This window comes from Streptomyces sp. NBC_00829 (assembly GCF_045161795.1).
Classification (GTDB): domain Bacteria; phylum Actinomycetota; class Actinomycetes; order Streptomycetales; family Streptomycetaceae; genus Streptomyces.
Map to the genome: position 1 here is coordinate 4663882 of NZ_CP108867.1, position 21425 is coordinate 4685306.

The following is a 21425-nucleotide window of genomic DNA, read 5'->3' on the forward strand; positions in this document are numbered from 1 at the left end:
CCGAGTCCAAAGGCGGATCCGAGGCGACGGTCCGTATCGCGAAGGCGGATCTGGTGCCCACGACGGCGAACCTGCGCCAGGAGCGCAACGCGTTCGCCGAACTCCCTCGTTGTCCGGGTATCCGGCGTCCGCCGCCGCGGCGGCGTTGCGGAGCTTGTCCTCCAGCTGCCGGCGGAAGAACTGCGCGTCGAACTCGGCGCTCTCGCCCGCCTCGCACAGCCCGACTTCCACCAGTTAGTCGGCCAGCTTCTCCTGAACGGCCTCCCACTCCAGCAGCTGCTCGGACCAGTCGGCGTACTCCTCCGAGCCGACCACCGCGACGTCGCCGCAGCGCAGTTCCTCGGCGAGGTAGGGTGAAGACCATCGCCTCGAAGTGCTAGCGGACTAACTGCCCCGGGCGGGTCTTGTCGACCACCACCTTGCGCCAGTTCTGGGTGGCGAAGGTGATGTCCACCTCCCTGCCCTCCTCGTCGAAGGCGGTGATGTACTCGCCGCACGCCGCCTGGTGCCGCTGGGCATGCGCGAGCACGTCCAGCACCCGCCCGTCCTCCGAGGTGGCGGTAAACTCCAGTTTCTCGGCTAGGTCGAACATCACCGCGCGGTCCCGGCTGATCTGCCCGTACAGCAGCGGCTCCCACAGGTTGCCGTGGTGGGCGGAGACCTTCTCGATCTGCTCGTACTGCTTGGCGAACCCGCCGAACCCATCCACCGTCTTCATCACCTTGGCCAGGCCCCTGGCCTGCGACACCAGGGCCTTCACGAAGACGAGCAGGGCCGGGGAGGCTTTCCCGCCCAGCCGTCGGACTACCTCGTCGGCTGACGCCTCCTCATCCAGCCCCTGAAGGGCCGCCCTCGCCTCGGCGGTCATGTCCGCAGCCTTCGCGAGCGCCAGCTGGGCCGGGCCGTCAGCGTCGATGTCCTTGAGCACGGTGCGGAAGTTCCCGATCAGGGCCTCAGCGATCTCCCGCTCAGCGAGCCGGATCTCCTCCAGCTCCGACTTGGCCTTCTTGATTTTCGTGGCGACGCGCTTGCAGAACATCGTCGCCAGGTCATCACGGCCGCATGCTCGCCTTGTGAACCAGGCACGCGATCAGCGCGAGGCGCTTGACCGGCGTGTAGTCCCGCAGCGCCGGAGAGTCCCCGGCGTCCGCCTCCCCGGCGAAGTCGGTGATCTTCCGTGCGGCAACGCCGTCCATCCACACCGCGCTGTTGCCGAGGCCGTCCAGCCACTCCATGCGCTTGGTCAGGTTCTTGAAGTGCGACCAGCTCGGCCCCTTGGCGGGCTTCTTCAGCCGGTTGAACAGCGTCGTACCGTCCCCGTCGCGCTCCTCCAGCAGCCGCAGCAACTCGGTGCGCTGAAGGGGGCTCATCCTGTCGTGGATGCCCAAGCAGATCGAGGCGTTCACCTCGGTGCGGATCTTCGAGGCCATCTTGTCGAAGGTGGAGAAACCCGGCAGCTCCAGCCCGGCCTCCACGACCTTCTCCAGCGCGATGTTGATCAGGTCCGCCGGCCGGTTCTTCGCTGCGGCCTCCTTGCGGATCGACAGCTCACGATCCGCCGGGCCTCCGCCTGGTCGTACCCCGGCGCCGACCGGACCCGCCCGCCGCGGCGCGAAGCCGCCCGTCTTCCCCATCACCGCAATCGACGACCCGGCGCTGCCCGAGGTGCTGGCCGAGCTGGCGGCGGCGCGGGCGGACGAGATGGACGCCGACACCGTCAACCGCGAACTGTCCACCGCGCGCAAGGCCATCGGCTGGTGGCAGCGCCAGGGCTGGATCATCGGTGACCCGACTATCGGCATCGAGCGGCGGCCAGCACCCCCGGACCGCACCAGGGCCCTGGCCGAGAATCAGATTGCCGCCCTGTGGCGCCTGGACGTCGGGCTGAGGGAGAAGACGTTCTGGAAGATGCTCTACGAGTCGGCAGCGCGGGCCGGTGAGGTGCTGTGCCTGAACGTGGAGGACCTGTACCCGCAGGACAAGCGCGGCAAGATCACCGCCAAGGGCGGCGCGACCGAGTGGATCCACTGGCAGTCCGGCACCGCCCAGCTCCTGCCCCGTCTGATCGCCGGCCGCACCCGCGGGCCGCTGTTCCTGACCGGTCGCAAGGCCCCGGCCGGGACCGCGACGCTGGACGTGTGCGAGGTGGGCTTGTTCCGCTTTGACGGACATCATCGGTGTGGTGTTCAGGCCGCGAGAGCGGCCTCGTAGTCGGCGGGACCGAGGTAGCCCGAGGCTGCTGGAGACGGTGCAAGTTGAACCAGCATTCGATGAAGTCGAAGATCGCCGTGCGTGCTCCGGCCCGGCTGGGCCAGGCGGTGGTGTCGAGCAATTCGCGTTTGATGGTGGCGAAGAAGGCTGTCAGGCCATTGCTGGATGATCACGGTGGCCCACTCGGGGATCGGGCTCAGGCACTGAACCCGAGCCCGAAGCGCAGCCCGGCATCCGCCACGCGCCGGTCGCCGCACATTGCCCGTCCGCGAACTGCACATCCTTGCCGTCGCCCCCGAAGGCGATCGCACCGGCCAGTGGACGTAAGACCCTCACCGAGGGTTTCGCCCACATTGGATGCTGGCCGAAATCCATGGCCCCGTACCCCCGCCGGTACGGGGCCATAAATGATCTTTCGGCTGATCAGTGGTGTGCCGTAAGAGACGCGTTAAGAGAGCGCGGAGCGCCGTAAGGGAAGCGTCAACGGAAACCGCGTCCGGCCGCAAACGCGGTTTCCTCTAACAGTCCGTCCCAGTAGTGCGTCAACCCACTTCATTCAGGAGCTCACGATGGCCGATGTGGCCTTCGTCGTCACCACGATCGCGGTCTTCGCGCTGGTGGCTGTCATTGCCAAGGGGGTGGCAAAGCTGTGACTGCCGAGAACATCGTCGGCCTGGTCGTGGCCGTCGCCCTGCTCGGCTACCTCGTCCTCGCCCTCTTCTTCCCGGAGAGGTTCTGAGCGTCGATGAGCCCGGTTCTTGCTGACGTGCTCCAGGTGACCGCGCTCGTCGCGGCACTCGCGCTGGTGCACCGTCCACTCGGCGACTACATGGCCGCCGTCTACTCCTCCAAGAAGCACCTGCGGGTCGAGAAGTGGATCTATCGCTCGGTCGGAGCCAACCCCAGCGCTGAGATGCGCTGGCCCGCCTATCTGCGGTCCGTCCTCGCGTTCTCCGCGGTGAGTGTCCTCTTCCTGTATCTGCTGATGCGGGTCCAGGACGTCCTGCCGTTGTCGCTGGGCTTCAAGCCGATCAGCCCGGACCAGGCGTTCAACACCGCCGCGTCCTTCGTCTCCAACACCAACTGGCAGTCGTACTCGGGTGAGGTGGCCATGAGCCATGTCACCCAGACTGCCGGTCTGGCCGTCCAGAACTTCGTCTCCGCCGCCGTGGGTATCGCGGTCGCGGTGGCTCTCGTACGCGGCTTCGCCCGCTCCCGCACGGGCGAGCTGGGCAACTTCTGGTCCGACCTGGTGCGCGGTGTCGTTCGCATCCTTATCCCCATCTCCGTGATCGCCGCCATCCTGCTGGTGGCCGCAGGAGCGATCCAGAACTTCGGCGACATCCACGACATCACCACGCTGACCGGCGACAAACAGGCCGTCAGCCCCGGAGCGGTCGCTTCCCAGGAAGCCATCAAGGACCTGGGAACCAATGGCGGCGGCTACTTCAACGCCAACTCTGCCCACCCCTTCGAGAACCCCAACGGCTTCTCCAACCTTCTGACGATCTTCCTGCTGCTCGTGATCCCCTTCTCGCTGCCGCGGACCTTCGGCAAGATGGTCGGGAACGTCAAGCAGGGTTACGCGATCGTGGCCGCGATGGGCTTCATCTGGTTCGCCGGCGTCGTCGCGGTGACCTGGATCGAGTACGCCCACCCGGGCAGCGTCTCGCAGCTCGCGGGCGGCGCCATGGAGGGCAAGGAGCAGCGGTTCGGTGAGGGTCCCTCCTCGCTCTTCGCCGTCTCCACCACGATGACCTCTACCGGTTCGGTCAACTCCTTCCACGACTCGTACAGCGGGCTTTCCGGCGGCGTGCTGCTGCTGGGCATGATGCTGGGTGAGATCGCTCCCGGCGGTGTCGGCTCCGGCCTCTACGGCATGCTGATCATGGCGGTCGTCGCGGTGTTCCTCGCGGGTCTGATGGTGGGCCGGACGCCCGAGTACCTCGGTAAGAAGATCGGCACCCGTGAGATCAAGCTGGCGGCGTGCTACATCCTCATCACCCCGGCGCTGGTGCTGATCGGCACCGCGGTCGCCATGGCCCTGCCGGACGGCAAGGACGCCATGACCAACATTGGTCCGCACGGCTTCTCCGAGGTCCTGTACGCCTACACCTCGGCGTCCAACAACAACGGCAGCGCGTTCGCCGGATTCGGCGCCAACACCGGGTTCTTCAACACGACGCTGGGCCTGTGCATGCTGCTTGGCCGGTTCCTCCCGATGATCTTCGTGCTGGCGCTGGCCGGATCGCTGGCCGAGCAGAAGCCGATTCCGGCCACCGCGGGCACCCTGCGCACCGAGAAGCCGCTGTTCACCGGGCTGTTGGTCGGCGCGATCCTGATCATCACCGGTCTGACGTTCTTCCCGGCGCTGGCGCTGGGCCCGCTCGCCGAAGGGCTGGCGTCATGACCACCAACATCAAGAAGCAGGACGCCATGTCCACTGTGACTCCGACCAGGGCGCCACACAGCGATGTGCCGACCGGTCACAAGCCCGATGCCGGACGTGTCGGGGCGGGTCTGTTCGACCCCAAGCAGCTGATCAAGTCGCTGCCGGACGCGATGAAGAAGCTCGACCCGCGCGTCATGGTCAAGTCGCCCGTGATGTTCGTGGTGCTGATCGGCTCGGTGGTCACCACAGTGCTGGCGCTCAAGGACCCGGCCGACTGGTTCGGCTGGGCCATCGCGGCGTGGCTGTGGCTGACCACGATCTTCGCCAACCTGGCGGAGGCGGTGGCCGAGGGCCGCGGCAAGGCGCAGGCCGACACCCTGCGCAAGGCCAAGACCGACACGGTCGCGCGCCGGCTCGTCGGCACCACCGAGGAGCTGGTGCCCGGCACCGACTTGCGCATCGGCGATCTGGTCGTCTGTGAGGCCGGCGACATCATTCCCGGCGACGGTGACGTCGTCGAGGGTGTCGCGAGCGTCGACGAGTCGGCCATCACCGGTGAGTCGGCTCCGGTCATCCGGGAGTCGGGCGGTGACCGGTCCGCGGTCACCGGCGGTACGAAGGTGCTGTCCGACCGGATCGTCATCAAAATCACGACGAAGCCCGGCGAGACCTTCATCGACCGGATGATCAACCTGGTCGAGGGCGCTGCCCGCCAGAAGACGCCCAACGAAATCGCGCTCAACATCCTCCTCGCCTCCCTCACGATCATCTTCCTGCTCGCGGTCGTCACCCTGAAGCCCTTCGCCATCTACGCGGGTGCCGACGACCAGACCTCGATGATCGTGCTGACCGCGCTGCTGGTCTGCCTGATCCCCACCACCATCGGCGCCCTGCTCTCCGCGATCGGCATCGCAGGTATGGACCGGCTGGTGCAGCGCAATGTGCTGGCGATGTCCGGCCGCGCGGTCGAGGCCGCGGGCGATGTGTCCACGCTGCTGCTCGACAAGACCGGCACCATCACCCTCGGTAACCGTCAGGCCGCCGAGTTCGTCCCGGTCAACGGCGTCACCGGGGCCGAGCTGGCCGACGCCGCGCAGCTCTCCTCGCTGGCCGACGAGACGCCCGAGGGCCGCTCCATCGTCGTCCTGGCGAAGGAGAAGTACGGCCTGCGCGAGCGCCACCAGGGCGAGCTCTCGCAGGCCGAGTGGGTGCCCTTTACCGCCCAGACCCGTATGTCCGGCGTCGACCTCTCCGAGAATGGCGAGGCTCGCAAGGTCCGCAAGGGCGCGACCGGTTCGGTGCTCGCCTGGGTGAAGGAGCGCGGCGGCCAGGTGGCCGGCGACGCCGACCAGGCCGCGAACAAGATCTCCGAAGCGGGCGGTACGCCGCTGCTGGTCGCGGTCGAGGACGACAAGGGCGCCCGGGTGCTGGGTGTCATCCACCTCAAGGATGTCGTCAAGGAGGGCATGCGCGAGCGGTTCGACGAGCTGCGCCGCATGGGCATCAAGACCGTCATGATCACGGGCGACAACCCGCTGACCGCCAGGGCGATCGCGGAAGAGGCGGGCGTGGACGACTTCCTCGCCGAGGCCACTCCCGAGGACAAGATGGCGCTGATCAAGCGCGAGCAGGCCGGCGGCAAGCTCGTCGCGATGACCGGCGACGGCACCAACGACGCACCCGCGCTGGCCCAGGCGGACGTCGGCGTGGCCATGAACACCGGTACCTCGGCAGCCAAGGAAGCCGGGAACATGGTGGACCTGGACTCCAACCCCACCAAGCTGATCGAGATCGTCGAGATCGGCAAGCAACTGCTCATCACCCGGGGCGCGTTGACGACCTTCTCGATCGCCAACGACGTTGCGAAGTACTTCGCCATCATCCCGGCGATGTTCGCTGTGGCCTACCCGGGCCTGGACAAGCTCAACATCATGAACCTGTCCTCACCGGAGTCGGCGATTCTCTCCGCGGTTATCTTCAACGCCCTGATCATCATCGCACTGGTGCCTCTCGCTCTGAGGGGCGTGCAGTACCGGCCGATGAGTGCCGACAAGATGCTTCGCAGGAACCTTGGGATCTACGGCCTGGGCGGGCTGATCGCCCCGTTCATCGGCATCAAGATCATCGACCTTCTCATTTCCCTCATCCCCGGGATCGGCTGATCGCCATGAACAACTCCGCAACGAACACGATCCGTCTGTTGTGGGCCGGGCTGCGCATGCTGCTCGTCCTGACCGTGGTGACGGGCATCCTCTATCCGTTGGCTGTCACCGGCGTCGCGCAGGCTCTGTTCAACGACAAGGCCAACGGCTCCGAGATCAAGTCCGAGGGCAAGGTGGTCGGCTCCGGGCTGATCGGCCAGAGCTGGAACATCAAGGGCACGGACAAGCCGGACCCGAAGTGGTTCCAGCCGCGGCCGTCCAACAGCAATTACGACCCGCTGGCCACAGGCTCCTCGCAGCTCGGCGCCTCCGACCCGACGCTGAAGAAGGCGGTGGAGGACGCCAAGAAGCAGGTCGCCGCATTCAACGAGGTGCCCGAGTCCGAGGTCCCCAAGGACGCGGTCACCGGCTCGGCCTCCGCGATCGACCCGCACATCTCCTCGGAGTACGCGGACATCCAGGTCAAGCGCGTCGCCAAGGCCAACAACCTCGACGTGGCGCAGGTCCAGAAGCTCGTGGAGGGCAACACCGAGGGCCGCACGGCCGGTTTCCTCGGTGAGCCGCACGTCAACGTCCTCAAGCTGAACATCGCACTCAAGGAATTGGCCAAGAGCTGATGGCCTTAGCAGCAACGGGGGGAGTCGGTGGGCCGAGGAACGTCCAACGCTCGCCGGTTCCCGGCGTTCTGACCGCACAGGTCGCACGGACCACATCGATAACAGGAAGGCCGCACACCGATGACCCGGGTGCTGGTGGTGGAGGACGATCCTCAGCTCGTCCGAGCTCTCGTGATCAACTTGCAGGCGCGGGAGTACGGGGTGGACGCCGCCCCCAACGGTGCCACCGCCCTGCGGCTCGCCGCCGCACGCCAGCCGGACGTGATAGTGCTCGACCTGGGCCTGCCCGACATGGACGGCGTCGAAGTGATCAAGGGCCTGCGCGGCTGGACCCGCGTACCGATCCTGGTGCTTACAGCCCGTCGCGCCTCCGAGGAGAAGGTCGCGGCGCTGGACGCGGGCGCCGACGACTACATCACCAAGCCGTTCAGTATGGACGAACTGCTGGCCCGGCTGCGAGCGGCGGTCCGCCGCACGGAGGCCGTGCTACCCGCCAGTGACACGGTGGTGGTCACGACGGACGACTTCACCGTCGACCTGGTCGCCAAGAAGGTCAACCGCGGCGGACACGAGGTGCGTCTGACGCCGACCGAATGGCATCTGCTGGAAATCCTCATCTGCAATCCCGGCCGCCTCATCACCCAGCGGCAGCTGCTGCAGGATGTATGGGGCGCGTCCTACAGCAACAAGACCAACTATCTCAGGGTCTACATGGCCCAGCTGCGGCGCAAACTCGAAGCGGACCCTTCCCACCCCCGGTACCTCATCACCGAGCCCGGCATGGGATACCGCTTCGAGGCGTGAAAACTCTGCACTGCAGCCACCAACCGTAAAGTCGAGAGCATGGGACGCGGAAAACTTCGGATATACCTCGGTGCGGCACCGGGCGTCGGCAAGACGTACGCCATGCTCTCCGAGGCGCACCGGCGCGTGGAGCGAGGCACCGACTGTGTCGTGGCCTTCGTGGAGCACCACGGACGTACCCGCACCGAAGTGATGCTGCACGGTCTGGAGCAGATACAGCGCCGCGAGATCGAATACCGCGGCAGCGTCTTCACCGAGATGGACGTTGACGCCGTCCTCGAGCGACACCCCGCCGTCGCCCTCGTGGACGAACTGGCCCACACGAATATCCCCGGCTCGCGCAACGCCAAGCGGTGGCAGGACGTCGGGGAACTGCTCGCGGCCGGTATCGACGTCATCTCCACGGTCAACATCCAGCACCTCGAATCGCTCGGCGACGTCGTCGAGTCGATAACCGGCGTACGCCAGCGGGAGACCGTCCCCGACGAGGTGGTGCGCCGCGCCGACCAGATCGAACTGGTCGACATGTCGCCCCAGGCCCTTCGCCGCCGGATGGCCCACGGCAACGTCTACAAGGCCGAAAAGATCGACGCGGCCCTGTCCAACTACTTCCGTCCGGGCAACCTCACCGCGCTGCGTGAGCTGGCGCTGCTGTGGACCGCCGACCGTGTCGACGCGTATCTGCAGGAATACCGGTCCGAGCACCGGGTCTCCAAGATCTGGGGCTCCCGCGAGCGCATCGTCGTAGGCCTGACCGGCGGACCCGAGGGCCGTACCCTGATCCGCCGCGCCGCCCGGCTGGCCGAGAAAGGCGCGGGCGGGGAAGTTCTGGCGGTCTACATCGCCCGCAGCGACGGACTGACCTCCGCATCGCCCAAGGAGCTCGCCGTCCAGCGGACCCTGGTCGAGGACCTCGGCGGTACCTTCCACCACGTCATCGGCGATGACGTCTCCTCTGCCCTGCTCGACTTCGCCCGCGGCGTCAACGCCACCCAGATCGTCCTCGGGGTGTCCCGCCGCAAGCCCTGGCAGTACGTTTTCGGACCCGGCGTCAGCGCCACGGTGGCCCGCGATTCGGGCCCGGACCTCGACGTGCACCTGGTCACGCACGACGCCATGGGCATGGGACGCGGACTGCCGGTGGCCCGGGGCGCCCGCCTGGGCCGGTCCCGGATCATCTGGGGCTGGCTGGTCGCCGTGGGCGGCCCGGCACTGCTCACCTACCTGCTGACCAGCCTCGTTCCTGCGATGGGCCTGGCCAACGACATGCTGCTGTTCCTGTCGTTGACGGTCGGCGCCGCACTGCTCGGCGGGCTGCTTCCTGCCCTGGCGTCGGCGGCCTTCGGCTCGCTGCTGCTGAACTACTACTTCACGCCGCCGCTGCACCTGTGGACCATCGCCGACCCCACCAACATCGTCGCCATCGTGGTCTTCTTCGCGGTGGCCGTCGCGGTGGCCTCCGTGGTGGACCTCGCGGCCCGCCGCACCCACCAGGCCGCACGACTGCGCGCCGAGTCCGAGATCCTCTCCTTCCTCGCAGGCAGCGTCCTGCGCGGCGAGACGTCGCTGGGCGCCCTGCTGGAGCGCGTCCGCGAGACCTTCAACATGGAGTCCGTGGCGCTGCTGGAGCGGGAAAGCGACGTCGACCCGTGGACCTGCGCGGGCAGAGCCGCGAACTCCGGCCCGATCGGCCGTCCCGAGGACGCAGACGTCGACATGCCCGTCGGCGACCACATGGCGCTGGCCCTCTCGGGCCGTGTCCTGCCCGCGGAGGACCGCCGGGTGCTCGCCGCCTTCGCCGCCCAGGCCGCCGTCGTACTCGACCGCCAGCGCCTCCAGGACGCAGCCCAGCAGGCTCGCACACTCGCTGAGGGAAACCGGATCCGCACCGCTCTGCTGGCGGCCGTCAGCCACGACCTGCGTACGCCCCTGGCAGGGATCAAGGCTGCCGTCAGCTCACTCAGGTCCGATGACGTGGCCTGGTCCGAGGAGGACCAGGCCGAGCTGCTGGCAGGCATCGAGGAGGGCGCGGACCGCCTCGACCACCTGGTCGGCAACCTCCTCGACATGTCCCGCCTCCAGACCGGCACGGTCACTCCGCTCATCCGGGAGATCGACCTCGACGAGGTGGTCCCCATGGCGCTCGTCGGGGTGCCCGAGGCGAGCGTGGAGCTGGACATACCCGAGACCCTGCCCATGGTCACCGTCGACAAAGGACTGCTGGAACGCGCAGTCGCCAACATCGTCGAGAACGCCGTGAAGTACAGCCCCGAAGACGCACTGGTACTGGTGTCGGCCAGCGCCATGGCCGACCGTGTGGAGCTGCGCGTCGTGGACCGCGGCCCCGGCGTCCCCGACGAGGCCAAGGACCGCATTTTCGAACCCTTCCAGCGCTACGGTGACGCCCCGCGCGGAGCGGGTGTGGGTCTCGGCCTCGCGGTCGCCCGTGGCTTCACCGAGTCCATGGGCGGAACACTGAATGCCGAGGACACCCCGGGCGGCGGCCTCACGATGGTCCTTACCCTGCAGGCAGCACCGGGCTGGCCCCAGACCCGTCCCGACCTCCCAGCCACGGCAACCACGTAGCGGTCGCCCTTCGTGGGAAGGCCCTGCGGCGGGGCCCGCTGAACGACCATGGACAGGGAGGGGTGCTCGGTTTCCTCGGCGCGCCATGGGTCAACGTGTTCCACTTGAACCGGGCGCTGGACCGTCTGCCCGGATAGGAGAAATCGTGCCGCGCGGCAGGCTGCGGGTCTATCTCGGGGCCGCCCCCGGGGTGGGCAAGACCTACGACATGCTCGGCGAGGGGCAGCGCCGCGCCGGTCGTGGCACCGACGTGGTCATCGGGTTCATGGAGGACTACGGACGCCCGCTCACCCGGCAGATGGCCGAGGGCCTGGAGACCGTGCCCCGCAAGAGCATGCCCTACCGCGGCACGACCTTCACCGAGATGGACCTCGACGCCGTCCTCGCCCGTAATCCGCGAGTCGCCCTGGTCGACGAGCTCGCCCACACCAACGTCCCCGGCAGCCGCCACGCAAAACGCTGGCAGGACATCGAGGAGTTGCTCGAAGCGGGCATCGACGTGATCTCCACCGTCAACGTCCAGCACCTTGAATCGCTCAACGACGTCGTCGAGCAGATCACCGGCATCAAGCAGCGCGAGACCGTACCCGACGACGTGGTCCGCCGCGCCGACCAGATCGAATTGGTGGACATGTCGGCCGAGGCACTGCGCCGACGGATGTCGCACGGCAACATCTACCCACCCGAGAAGATCGACGCCGCGCTGGCCAACTTTTTCCGCCCCGGCAACCTCAGCGCGTTGCGGGAGATCGCGCTCCTGTGGGCAGCCGACCGCGTCGAGGAAGTTCTGGTGCGCTATCGCGCGGAACACGGCATCCAGCAGCCGTGGAGCACGCGGGAGCGGGTGCTCGTCGCCCTGTCCGGCGGACCCGAGGGCGACACTCTCCTCCGACGGGGCAAACGGACCGCCTCCCACGGGGCAGGCGGCGAATTCCTCGCAGTCCACGTCGAGCGGGGTGACGGGCTGGCCTCCGCCTCCCCACAGCTCCTGGCTCACCAACGCGCCCTGGTGGAAGATCTCGGCGGCACCTACCACACCGTGATCGGCGACGACCCCGCCGAGGCCGTTCTCGAATTCGCCCGCCAGGCCAACGCGACCCAGATCGTCATCGGCGCCACCCGCCGCAGCCGCCTCAAGCAGATGTTCACCCGCGGCGTGGGCGAAGCGATCATCGAAGGATCCGGCGACGACATCGACGTCTACGTCGTCACCCACGCCGAGGCCGCACGCAGCCGATCCCGGCACTGACTTGACGCGTTACCGGCCGGATGCCGATGTCATCATCGCCACTGGCAAGACCCGCGCCGTGGAGGCGTTCGCCGAACTCGGCCGACTCGTCACGTCAGGTGACGGGACACGTCGTGTTTCCGAGCGCGGCATGCGCCATTGACAGGTCCTCTGCGGGCACCCCACGGCTCGCCGCATCGCGGAACCAACCCGGCAACGAGGTTGGTCGCATTACCAGCGAAGTGCCTTCCCAGCGGTCACCTGCGAGGTGCGTGCCGCTGATCCCTCGCGAAGCACCAAAGAAGCCAACTGGGTTGTTCGGGTTGTACACGTACCGGTTCGTCCCCCATGTGGAGCGGATGAAGACCGGCTCGTGCTCCTCCTCCTGACCCATGCGGCGCAGCCTACCGATCGGCCGGAAGCGTACGTGCGCGCGCAAGCCCCGAACCTGACCTTTCCCCGCCCTCCGGTCACGTGATCCCCTGGGGATTCGCCTCGTGCCCCGTGGCGTGCGGAGTGCTGAGCATATGGCGGGGATCAGCAGCCCGGACGATCGCGGATTCCACCGCAGCCACCCGGTCGGCGAGCAGGCCGAGTGCGGCCACGGCCCGCGTGAGGGGGTCCTCCTCGGGGCCGCCCAGCGCCTGTCGGCGTGCATAGGGGGACTTGATCTCGGCCCAGCGGGCGGCCTGCTTATCGGTCAGGGCGGAGCGCAGTTCGGCGAGCTTGAGGAGGTTGGCCTCGGCGCCCGCAGTGAGGGTCTGGGCCTCGCCCTTGTAGTGGTCGTCGATGACGGCTGCGAGTTCCGAGGCGTTCATGACGGGCACGATGCGCTGGGCGATCTTGTTCATGTTGCGGTACGAGCCCTGGAGCTGGAAGGGCGGTTCGGTGCGAGTGGCGTCGGACTGGGCGGCGGAGGCCATGTACGCCCCGTTGACCGCGAGGACCGTCTCGCGGGCGGTGAGCAGATGCCGCAGTACGGCGAGGATCCGGTCGAGTTCGGCGGGTGCGTACGGGTGCGCGAGCAGGTCGCGGCGGACAGTGGGGTCATCTGCCGCGAGACGGACAAGCACGTCGAGGTCGGCGCGGTCCCGTCCGGCGAGAGGAGCGAGGACCGGGTTGGAGGTGAGGGCGTTCTCGATGAAGCTGAACGCGAAGACGTCCTGCTTCCCGGTCAGGACGTCGCCGAGGTTCCAGACGTCGGCGCGGTTGGCGAGCATGTCTGGGATGCGGAAGCGCTGCCCGGACTCGGTGTAGGGGTTGCCTGCCATGCAGACCGCGAAGCGCTTGCCGCGCAGGTCGTGGCCGCCCAGGGTGCGAGTGGCGTCGCACAGCGGGATGAACTTCTGCAGCAGCTCCGGTGAGGTGTGCTGGATGTCGTCCAGGTACAGCAGGACGTTGTTGCCCGCAGCCAGCGCGAAGTTGATCTTCTCCACCTCCTGGCGGGCTGTGGCGTCCAGGGCCTCGGCCGGGTCGAGGGAGGTGGTGGTGCGGCCGAGGGCCGGTCCGTCGACCTTCACCAGAAGCAGGCCGAGGCGGTCGGCGACGTACTCCATGAGCGTCGTCTTGCCGTAGCCGGGCGGAGAGACGAGCAGCAGCAGACCGCTGCTGTCGGTCCGCTTCGCGTCTCCCACGGCGCCGAGCTGCTTGGCGAGGTTGTCACCGATGAGGGGCAGGTACACCTCGTCGACGAGCCGGTTGCGTACGAACGAGGACATGACGCGGGGGCGGTACTCGTCGAGGCGCAACCGGGTGCGCTCGGCGGTGACGAGCGTGGCGCGCAGCTTCTGGTACGCGCGGAAGCCCGGCGCGACCCGGTCGGCGAAGTCGGCGGTCCGGGCAAGGAAATCGTCGAGTCGGAGTTGCAGGGTGCGGTGGGTGATCCGCGGGTGCGTGCCGAGCAGGCCGCCGACTGCCATCGTCACGGGTGCGTCCACGTCGTGGCGTGGCAGGGCGGGAGTGACCTCGACCGTGACGGCCTCGGCGAGGTCGCCGGGGTCGATGTCCTCGCCGCAGCCGGCCGCGTACGAGAGGAGCCAGCCTTCGACGAGCCGGTGCGCGGCGGCGGCGTCCTGGGCCGCAAGGTGGGCGCTTACGTCATCGTCGTACGGGGACGAACCGACAGCCCGGCGGAACTTGTCGAGCAGGGTACGGGCCGCTGCGCTCGTGGCGAAGGACTCCCCGGAGGACAGCTCCTCGACCAGGTACTCGGCCGCGATGCCATGCCCGTACGGCTGTGTGCCCGGCATGCGGGATGCGAACGCGGCCATCGCGCCGCCCAGTTCGGCCCCCAGTGCGTCGAGTGCCGGGGCGCTGCCGAACATCTCACGCGCCCGGATCAACGAGATCGCCTGACGGGTCCACGTCTGCCGTGTGGACGGTGTCGTCCCGTGTGCCCAGAACAGCTGGGCCGTTGCCCTGGCGGCGGCCGGGTAGCGCAGCAGTCCGGCGTCCTCGCGCAGGCGCAGTACGACGCTGAGGATTGCCGTCGCGTCGTGGTCGTGGACGCCGCGCTCGTATCCCTCGTCGTACGCCGCTTCCGCGGCCTGCCGTACGACGGCGGGCATGTCGCCTCCCGACAGTGCTTCTGCGCCGTGCTCGGACAGCAGCCGCGCGGCGAGGTGTTCCGCCCGGTAGACCTCACAGGACTCGGACGGCAGCGGCTGCGTCCAGTAAGGACGGGTGTCTGTGAACTCGGGGTCGGTGACGGCAGAGCGGTAGTCGGTGCCGGTCAGCGCGAACGCCAGGCCGTCCCCGTTCGGGACGAGGGTGAGTTCCGGCGCCTGCGCGGTGACGGCGAAGCGGTGCCGGCCGAGCCGGATCGTTCCGCCGCCGTCCGCGAACAGCTCGGTGCGGTCGCGCAGTGCCCGTCCCGCCTCCTGACGGGCGGCCTTCAGCCTGCCGTCCAGCTCCTCCGCCCGCGCCTGGTCGCCGAGTGTGCGCAGTTGCTCCGCGGTGTGGCGGACCTTGGCCACCATCGGGTCCGAGGTGAAGTACGTGTTGACCGCGTCGTGGCTGTCCAGGCTGGATGCACGGCGCACGATCGCGTCCAGGACCCGAAGGGCGGAGTCGGCGAGCCGTTCTGCACGCCGGGCGCGGGCGTCCTGAAGTGTCTGCTTGCGCGCCGAGAACGCCTCATAGACCTCGGTGCGCTTCTGAGCGATGTCGGTGAGGAAGTCGTCGTGGTCGGCGAAGCGCGATTCCAGGTTCTCCAGCTGGAGCAGCAGCCGGGCCAGCCGTGCGTCGCAGCTCTCGGGGGAGTCGGCGGCGGCCAGTGCGCCGGTCGCCGACTGCCCGAGCAGTGCGAATTCGGCCGAGAACTCGGCGCGGCCCTCCTGGTCGAGGAGTTCCCGGCGGCGGCCGTGCAGGGTGGCTCGGGCGCGGTTGACACCGCCGAGGACCTCGGCGATTCGCTCCAGGATCGAGGTGCGCACGGTCGCGTCACCGATGTTCAGGGCCGCGACGACCTCGGTGAGCGTCTGCAGTCCGAGGGCCCGCTCTTCGAGGCGTTCCGCGACCGGTCCGGTCTCGGCGACGGTGGCGATCGTCTCGGCGTCGGCGGTGAGTTGCTCGACCTCCGCGTGATAGCCGGCGAAGGCGTCTTCGCGCTGGAGGAAGGCGACCGCGCGCTGTGCGGCGGAGGTGATGTCCGCCTCGACGTCGTGCGCGAGCGCCTCGATGCGCTCGGTGTCCGTGTAGCGCATCTCCTTGAGGGTCATCAGGTGCCCCTGGGATGCGCGCAGTTCGGTGATGCGGGCGATCCACTCTTCCGCGGAGGCGGGTGCCTCGCCGCGGATGCGCCGGACCAGTCGGCCGATCTGCGCGGCGGACTCATCGAGCGCGTCGGCCGCCTGGCGGGTCAGCGTCTGTACGGTCTCGAACTCGTCCAGTACCTGCCCTGCGGTGGCCCGCACGTCGTCCAGCAAAGAGCGCAGATCCCCGGCGTCTGTGTCGCCCAGCCAGTGGTACTGGTCGGCGGTGCGGGTGCAGACCGCGGCCAGAGCCTCGTACAACTCGCCAGTCGGGGTGGTTTCGGTGGCCTGGCGGGCGATGGCCAGGCAGTCGGAGATGCCACGGACCAGGTCGGCGTTGCCGATCCGGGCGAGCGGCCCGGAACCGACGGGCGTGGCGGCCGCGTAGGTGTCGCAGACGTACGGGCTCCGCCAGAGCTGCACCAGGTGTGCGCGGGCCGGCTCGTCGGAGTCGGGGGCACGCAGGACGGCGAGTGTGCCGTCGTCGAAGATGTCGTAACCGCGGCAGGAAAGCGGGCTGGCGACCTCCCTCCGGATCAGGTTGTAGGGCAGCAGCAGGCTGCGGCCCTCGTCCCTGGAGTGGAAGGCATACAGCACGTCCTCGCCGTTCGGGGAGCGCACGGCGCGCTCGAACTCCCAGTCCCCAGTCGCGTCCGCGTCGAACGTCTTCACCGCGCCGGTGGCCAGGCAGTAGCCACCGGGGAAAACGATGCCCTGGTCGTCGGGCAGCCGGCGGCAGGACCGCCCGATGCCGTCGAGGCGCACAACGGACTTCGTGAGGGCGTTGAACACCAGATGGCGCGGGTTGTCCTCCTTGTAGGGGCGGATGCGCAGCAGGATCAGGGTGCCCACGCGGGCGTACGCGACCTCCGCGTCGGCGAGTGACTGCAGCGGCTCGTCGACCGGCTCGCTGTATATCGCCTCGTCCGACTCCGTGTCGTTCTCGCTCTTCACCGTGAGGGTGCCGCCGACCGTCGCGACGAAGAGATCTGCGGCGATGGAGATGTGCGGGTGCCGGCCGAGCACGTGGTCGTCGCGGGTGGTTTCCACCCATGTGACGTCGTGCAAGGGCAGGGAGGAGTGGTCGCGCTCCCCGCAGGCATCGAGGAAGCGTGCCTCTCCGGCCGGAGTCAGCGCCCAGCGCAGGACGCGTATGTCCTCGGCCTTCTCACCGGTGCGGAAAACGGCCAGAAGCCTGTCCTCGACGCGACGCAGCCTGGTCAGACGCGCGCCTTGGTAGTAGCGGCACAGAGCGGCGAATTCCTGTACGAAGTCCGCGTCGTCCAGAAGGCCGGGAGCGGCGTCTTCCGCCAGCCGGTTCAGGTCACGGTCGTAGAGCGTGAAGACGTCGCCGACCGATGTCCGGGGCGTCAGCGCGGCCAAGGCGCTGCACCCGAAGAGCAGTTTGTCGCCGACGACGACGATGTCGCGCGGCAGACAGGCCGTCTCGGTGCTGATGCGCTCGGTGCCGGTCAGGGCAAGCTCGGCGGAACCGAACTCCGCGATACGGGCCGAGTTGAGGGCTTCGGCGCGCCGGGCCAGCTCAATGGCCTGCGCGGCGAGCCGGTCGCGCAGCACCTCGTACGTACCGGCGTCCATGCCACCAGCCATCGGCACCGTTGTCGCCGTCGCCATGGGAATACCCTTCCTGGTTCTCAAGAGTGGGCCTGTGGCCGCCGACCCCCGTTCGGCGGCCACAGGCCCGGTCGGTGCCCGCGCTCAGGCCCTGACAGACCCGTTGAGCGCGGTGAGCGGGGTGTCGGCGAGGCCGAGCTCGCCTGCCTTGTCGAGAAGCTGGTTCAGCTGGGCCGCGGGCGCGACACCGGTGTGCATCAGCTTCAGGAGCAGCGCGGAGACGGTCAGATTCTGCACATCACCGGTGGAGACGGAGCCCAGCACCTTCGTCAGGTCGTCGGTGAAAGACGCGGATCCGTCCAGCCACGGCTTCGCGAGAGCCTGAGCAGTCTGGGAGTGCTCGACGAACCCGTCGATGCTCTTTCCCAGGGAGATGGACTGCACAAGCCGGTCGAAGAAGACGGACTCGCCGCCGACGATGTTGATGTCGGCGTTCTCCAGCCCGGTGGCAAGCACCGTGGCCTGCGCTTCGGCGACCTGCCGTTGTACGTCAAGGCCCGCCAGGCGGATGTCCTTCTCCGCCTCCAGGCGCAGGCGGTACTCCTCGTGCCCGCGCGAGGCGTCGTCGAGGGCGGCCATCGCCGCAGCCTTCTCGGTCAGGCCCTCCGCCTCGGCCTTGAGCTTGTCCCCGATCGCCGCTGCCCCTGCCGCGCCCTTCGCCCGTACCCCTTCAGCCTCGGCCAGCAGCCGGGCCTGCGCAGCTCCGGCTTCCGCGCGGCCGGTCTTCTCTATAGCCACGGCTTCCTTCTCCCGTACCTGCACTGCAGCGAGTCCAGCCGCCGCTGCCTCCGCCTGGATGCCTTCCGCAAGGCGGATCTTGGCGCGGGCGTCCATGTCGGCGGCCTTGCTGCGGGCCTCGGCGAGAGTGAGTTCCTCGGCCGCCCGGTGCACGGCGGCCTGCTCGGCGGCCTCGGCCGCCTTGATGTCCTTGACCAGCTTCTCCTGGGCCTCGGCCTCGGCAGCGATGATCACCGTCTGGCGCTCGCGCTCAGCCTGTTCGACTGCGCGCAGCTTCTTTATGGACTCCTCCTGCTCGGCGACCGTACGGTCCACCGCGACCCGCTCCCGGATGACCTCCGCGATGTCGCGCCGCTCCGCCTCGACCTCCTTGTCTGCGGAGATACGGGTCAGTTCGGTCTCCCGCTCCCGTGCAATGACTTCGAGGAGCCGGTCCTTCTCGATGCGCTCGTTCTCGATGGCGATGACACGTTCGCGGTTCTTCGCGGCGACGGCGACCTCGCGTGCCTGGTTCTCGCGCTGAATGCCGAGCTGCTCCTCCGTGCGAAGGAAGGCGCTCTGCGCACGCAGTCGCTCCTCCTCGACCACCCGGGCCGTCTCGGCCTCTTCCCGGGCCCGCACCGTCTCGATCTCGCGCTTCTGCTTGATCTCGGCGTCGGCCTGGCGGCGCTCCAGCTCCAGGATCGCCTCACGGGCGTCGACGTTCTGGCGGGTGAGCTCCTTCTCCTCGTGGCGCTGGAACTCATTGGTGCGCACGTGCTCGACCGCGGTCAGCTCGGTGATCTTCCGGATGCCCTGCGCGTCCAGGATGTTGGAGTTGTCGAGCTGGGTCATCGGGGTCTGCTCGAGGTAGTCGATCGCCGCGTCCTCCAGGCTGTAGCCGTTCAGATCGGTGCCGATGACCTGGATGATCCGGTCCCGGAACTCCTCGCGCTTGGTGTAGAGATCGGTGAAGTCGAGCTGCTTGCCCACCGTCTTGAGGGCCTCGGAGAACTTCGCGTTGAAGAAATCCTGCAGCGTGGCCTGGTCGCTGGCCCGGGCCGTGCCGATCGCCTGAGCGACCTTGATGACATCCTCGACGGTCTTGTTGACCCGTACGAAGAACGAGATCCGGATGTCGGCGCGGATGTTGTCCTTGCAGATCAGCCCGTCCCGGCCGGTCCGTGTGATGTCGATGGTTTTCACCGAGATGTCCATGACCTCGGCCTTGTGTAGCACCGGCAGGACGACCTGTCCGGTGAAGGTGACGTCGACCTTGCGCATCTTCGACACGATCAGCGCCTTGCCCTGCTCCACTTTGCGGAACAGCCGACTGATCACGAGCAGCATGGCGATGGCGATGAGCAGGACAACGGCGACGAGCAGGCCGATGCCCATGGTGATGGCATCCATGAGAAGTCCTCGGGTGAGAGGTGGAGAAAGAGCGAACGCTCAGGCGGCGGTACGGGGGTCGAGCGCCGTGTCGTAGGGCGCGACCCAGAAGAATTCGCCGGCGTCGTCGTAGGCGTAGAGCAGTGCGGAGCTGCCGTTGCAGAGCGGATCCCGCGTGTCCGGTCGGTCTTGGCGGACCTGCACGACGGCGGTGGAGCCGTCCCGCGCGACGACCTCCGCCTGGCCGAAGGCCGCGTCCACCCGCCCAGTGCGGATGGTGCAGGTCAGCCCGACGAAGTCCCGTCGGGACGGCCCGGGTTCATCGGGGAACAGCTTCGCCAGCGGTCGCACGAGCAGCCGCGTCATGCGCCACGCGAAGATCAGGGAAGCGACGAGCAAAGCCGCGCCGAGCAGATGGAGCAGGGCACTGGACACGCCCGTGCGGGCGAGGAGTACGGAGCCCGTAAAGCTCGCGAACCACGCCAGGGCGATCACCAGCGAGACCGACACCGAAACAGGAACTCCGCCGAGACTCAGCGCGTCGGTGTCCACATCAGCGTCGAAGCTGTCGGAGTCGGCGGCGCCGAGCAGCACAAGCAGCCAGAAGCCGATCACGACCACGAGCGCCGAGGTGAACAGCACCGTGGGGAACCCGACAGCAGCCTCAACGAACTCAGCCATTTGCCATCCCCCCTTATGTGCGGACCACGAGTCACGTCCGCCGGACCATGCAGCTGAGTGCTCCTTTCCGACTTCCGGCAGAAAATCTGTCCCTCCGCCCGGCTCAGCACATCCTGACAGCGCAGCAACCCCGTTCGCATTGCCGTAAACCGGCAATCTTTATGGCTCCTTGATGCCGGTCACCGCCCCTCGGAGCGTGCATGCCACCCTTGACCTCTGCGCGTCAGGAAGTCGTCATCAGCGCGTCAGGAAACGGGGACGAACCATGGCGGAGCAAGGGATACCCGCGGAGTATCTGGTGCCGTCCGCCACCTCGCAGATGGTGGCTTGGGCGCCCTCACGGCGGACCTGTCCGCTGAGCTGGAAACCGCCGCCAGGAACTGGACGATCGCCGCTGCCTCGCCGCCGCCCTGGCCGACTCAATGGGCATCGAGGTCGCCGCCGACCTGAAGGGGGCCTTCTTCCTCTCCGGCGACGTCTCCGCCGGCCTACGGCACCACGTACGAGGGCCAGCCCATCCACTCGGCCGCGGACTTCGCCCCTCTCCTCTTGGCCTCGGCGAACGTCGCCGTCGTCCCTGGCTCCGACTTCGCCGCCCCGGACCACGTCCGCAACTCGCACACGGTCCCGACGGACCGTCTCACCGAAGCGCTGCGCCGTGATGACGCCTTTGCGGAAGGGGGGCTGTTTCTACCGTCAGGTGCCGACCCGAGGCGGTGCGCCATCAGGAACCGGCGTGATCGAACCCAGAGAGCTCAGGCGCGAGTGCCGGCGAAGAGTTCGAGGTGGGCGCAGCTGGGGCAGCGGTAGGCGTTGATCTGCCAGGCGGGCTTCCCCATACGCTTGGCGCCGCCGAACGGGCCTCGTTCGAGAGCTCCTTGGATCCACCGGGCGAAGCCGCGGGAGTGCTGGCCTGCGTCTTCGACAAAGCCGGGTTCGAGGCCGACGGTGCCGCAGTAGGTGCACCGGAAGGTGTTGTTCACGCTTCGGAGTCTAGGCGCGGGGGCAGGCACCGTCGGCGGGCGGGTCAGGCGTTGCCGGCCGCCTTGCGCTGGAAGTACCAGGCGAGGGCGAAGCTGCCGGTGGCGGTCCAGAACAGGGGTGCGCCGAAGGCCCGGTCGAAGGCGGCGGTGAACACGATGCCGATGACGGCCTGCAGAGCGCCCAGGAGGGCGAAGGTTGTGGCGGCGCGGTGGTGGACGGACATGCGTCCTCCCTTGGGTTAGTGAGTCGGGTGTGGGTGCGGCC

16 protein-coding genes are annotated in these 21425 nt (G+C 68.2%); 8 read left to right on the plus strand and 8 right to left on the minus strand.

What is annotated here, in order from left to right; translation table 11 throughout:
- Positions 1–376: 376 nt before the first annotated feature.
- Both OG293_RS20640 and OG293_RS20645 read right to left on the minus strand, forming a co-directional pair.
- Positions 377–1039: a hypothetical protein gene (locus tag OG293_RS20640; protein WP_406000257.1), complete on the minus strand. Its 663-nt coding sequence runs from the start codon at positions 1037–1039 to the stop codon at positions 377–379.
- Positions 1040–1052: 13 nt separating this feature from the next.
- Entirely contained in the window at positions 1053–1370 is a 318-nt protein-coding gene (locus tag OG293_RS20645) for a hypothetical protein (RefSeq protein ID WP_406000258.1), read from the minus strand.
- Between the two features lie 10 nt (positions 1371–1380).
- Here OG293_RS20645 and OG293_RS20650 point away from each other — a divergent pair, with 10 nt between their 5' ends.
- The 8 genes from OG293_RS20650 (at position 1381) to OG293_RS20685 (ending at position 12021) form a co-directional block, all read left to right on the plus strand.
- A complete protein-coding gene (locus OG293_RS20650; RefSeq protein ID WP_406000259.1) occupies positions 1381–2211 on the plus strand; it encodes a hypothetical protein in 831 nt (276 codons plus the stop codon).
- 649 nt (positions 2212–2860) lie between these two features.
- The gene (kdpF, locus tag OG293_RS20655; protein ID WP_066946098.1) at positions 2861–2950 is read left to right on the plus strand and encodes a K(+)-transporting ATPase subunit F; all 90 of its coding nucleotides are present in this window, start codon (positions 2861–2863) and stop codon (positions 2948–2950) included.
- A 6-nt stretch (positions 2951–2956) separates the two neighbouring features.
- On the plus strand, positions 2957–4621 hold the full coding sequence (gene kdpA, locus OG293_RS20660) for a potassium-transporting ATPase subunit KdpA (protein ID WP_406000260.1): 1665 nt from the start codon (positions 2957–2959) through the stop codon (positions 4619–4621).
- Entirely contained in the window at positions 4618–6765 is a 2148-nt protein-coding gene (gene kdpB, locus OG293_RS20665) for a potassium-transporting ATPase subunit KdpB (protein WP_406000261.1), read from the plus strand. The genes kdpA and kdpB overlap by 4 nt, the downstream gene beginning before the upstream one ends.
- A 5-nt stretch (positions 6766–6770) precedes the next feature.
- A complete protein-coding gene (gene kdpC, locus OG293_RS20670) occupies positions 6771–7382 on the plus strand; it encodes a potassium-transporting ATPase subunit KdpC (RefSeq protein WP_406000262.1) in 612 nt (203 codons plus the stop codon).
- Positions 7383–7502: 120 nt separating this feature from the next.
- Positions 7503–8186, plus strand: a complete 684-nt coding sequence (locus tag OG293_RS20675; RefSeq protein ID WP_406000263.1) for a response regulator — start codon at positions 7503–7505, stop codon at positions 8184–8186.
- A gap of 39 nt (positions 8187–8225) precedes the next feature.
- Entirely contained in the window at positions 8226–10772 is a 2547-nt protein-coding gene (locus OG293_RS20680) for an ATP-binding protein (protein WP_406000264.1), read from the plus strand.
- Positions 10773–10917: 145 nt separating this feature from the next.
- Positions 10918–12021, plus strand: a complete 1104-nt coding sequence (locus OG293_RS20685) for a universal stress protein (protein WP_406000265.1) — start codon at positions 10918–10920, stop codon at positions 12019–12021.
- 94 nt (positions 12022–12115) lie between these two features.
- On the opposite strand, the gene OG293_RS20690 is transcribed toward OG293_RS20685, so the two are convergent.
- The 6 genes from OG293_RS20690 to OG293_RS20715 form a co-directional block, all read right to left on the minus strand.
- Entirely contained in the window at positions 12116–12394 is a 279-nt protein-coding gene (locus OG293_RS20690) for a hypothetical protein (protein WP_406000266.1), read from the minus strand.
- 76 nt (positions 12395–12470) lie between these two features.
- On the minus strand, positions 12471–17387 hold the full coding sequence (locus OG293_RS20695; protein WP_406000267.1) for a DNA repair ATPase: 4917 nt from the start codon (positions 17385–17387) through the stop codon (positions 12471–12473).
- An 84-nt stretch (positions 17388–17471) separates the two neighbouring features.
- Positions 17472–19517 carry an SPFH domain-containing protein gene (locus tag OG293_RS20700; protein WP_406000268.1) on the minus strand — a complete coding sequence of 682 codons (2046 nt, stop codon included), beginning with the start codon at positions 19515–19517 and terminating at the stop codon, positions 17472–17474.
- A gap of 39 nt (positions 19518–19556) precedes the next feature.
- A complete protein-coding gene (locus OG293_RS20705) occupies positions 19557–20177 on the minus strand; it encodes a hypothetical protein (RefSeq protein WP_406000269.1) in 621 nt (206 codons plus the stop codon).
- A gap of 755 nt (positions 20178–20932) precedes the next feature.
- Positions 20933–21160 (minus strand): hypothetical protein, encoded by a 228-nt coding sequence (locus OG293_RS20710; RefSeq protein WP_406000270.1) that lies wholly within the window; start codon positions 21158–21160, stop codon positions 20933–20935.
- Positions 21161–21204: 44 nt separating this feature from the next.
- A complete protein-coding gene (locus OG293_RS20715; protein WP_406000271.1) occupies positions 21205–21384 on the minus strand; it encodes a hypothetical protein in 180 nt (59 codons plus the stop codon).
- Positions 21385–21425 lie beyond the last annotated feature (41 nt).

Bases quoted from the DNA above. Each gene is read 5' to 3' on its own strand.
- OG293_RS20640 (WP_406000257.1), bottom strand. From the start codon at position 1,039: ATGTTCTGCAAGCGCGTCGCCACGAAAATCAAGAAGGCCAAGTCGGAG.
- OG293_RS20645 (WP_406000258.1), bottom strand. From the start codon at position 1,370: ATGAGCCCCCTTCAGCGCACCGAGTTGCTGCGGCTGCTGGAGGAGCGC.
- OG293_RS20650 (WP_406000259.1), top strand. From the start codon at position 1,381: ATGCCCAAGCAGATCGAGGCGTTCACCTCGGTGCGGATCTTCGAGGCC.
- kdpA (WP_406000260.1), top strand. From the start codon at position 2,957: ATGAGCCCGGTTCTTGCTGACGTGCTCCAGGTGACCGCGCTCGTCGCG.
- kdpB (WP_406000261.1), top strand. From the start codon at position 4,618: ATGACCACCAACATCAAGAAGCAGGACGCCATGTCCACTGTGACTCCG.
- kdpC (WP_406000262.1), top strand. From the start codon at position 6,771: ATGAACAACTCCGCAACGAACACGATCCGTCTGTTGTGGGCCGGGCTG.
- OG293_RS20675 (WP_406000263.1), top strand. From the start codon at position 7,503: ATGACCCGGGTGCTGGTGGTGGAGGACGATCCTCAGCTCGTCCGAGCT.
- OG293_RS20680 (WP_406000264.1), top strand. From the start codon at position 8,226: ATGGGACGCGGAAAACTTCGGATATACCTCGGTGCGGCACCGGGCGTC.
- OG293_RS20690 (WP_406000266.1), bottom strand. From the start codon at position 12,394: ATGGGTCAGGAGGAGGAGCACGAGCCGGTCTTCATCCGCTCCACATGG.
- OG293_RS20695 (WP_406000267.1), bottom strand. From the start codon at position 17,387: ATGGCGACGGCGACAACGGTGCCGATGGCTGGTGGCATGGACGCCGGT.
- OG293_RS20700 (WP_406000268.1), bottom strand. From the start codon at position 19,517: ATGGATGCCATCACCATGGGCATCGGCCTGCTCGTCGCCGTTGTCCTG.
- OG293_RS20705 (WP_406000269.1), bottom strand. From the start codon at position 20,177: ATGGCTGAGTTCGTTGAGGCTGCTGTCGGGTTCCCCACGGTGCTGTTC.
- OG293_RS20715 (WP_406000271.1), bottom strand. From the start codon at position 21,384: ATGTCCGTCCACCACCGCGCCGCCACAACCTTCGCCCTCCTGGGCGCT.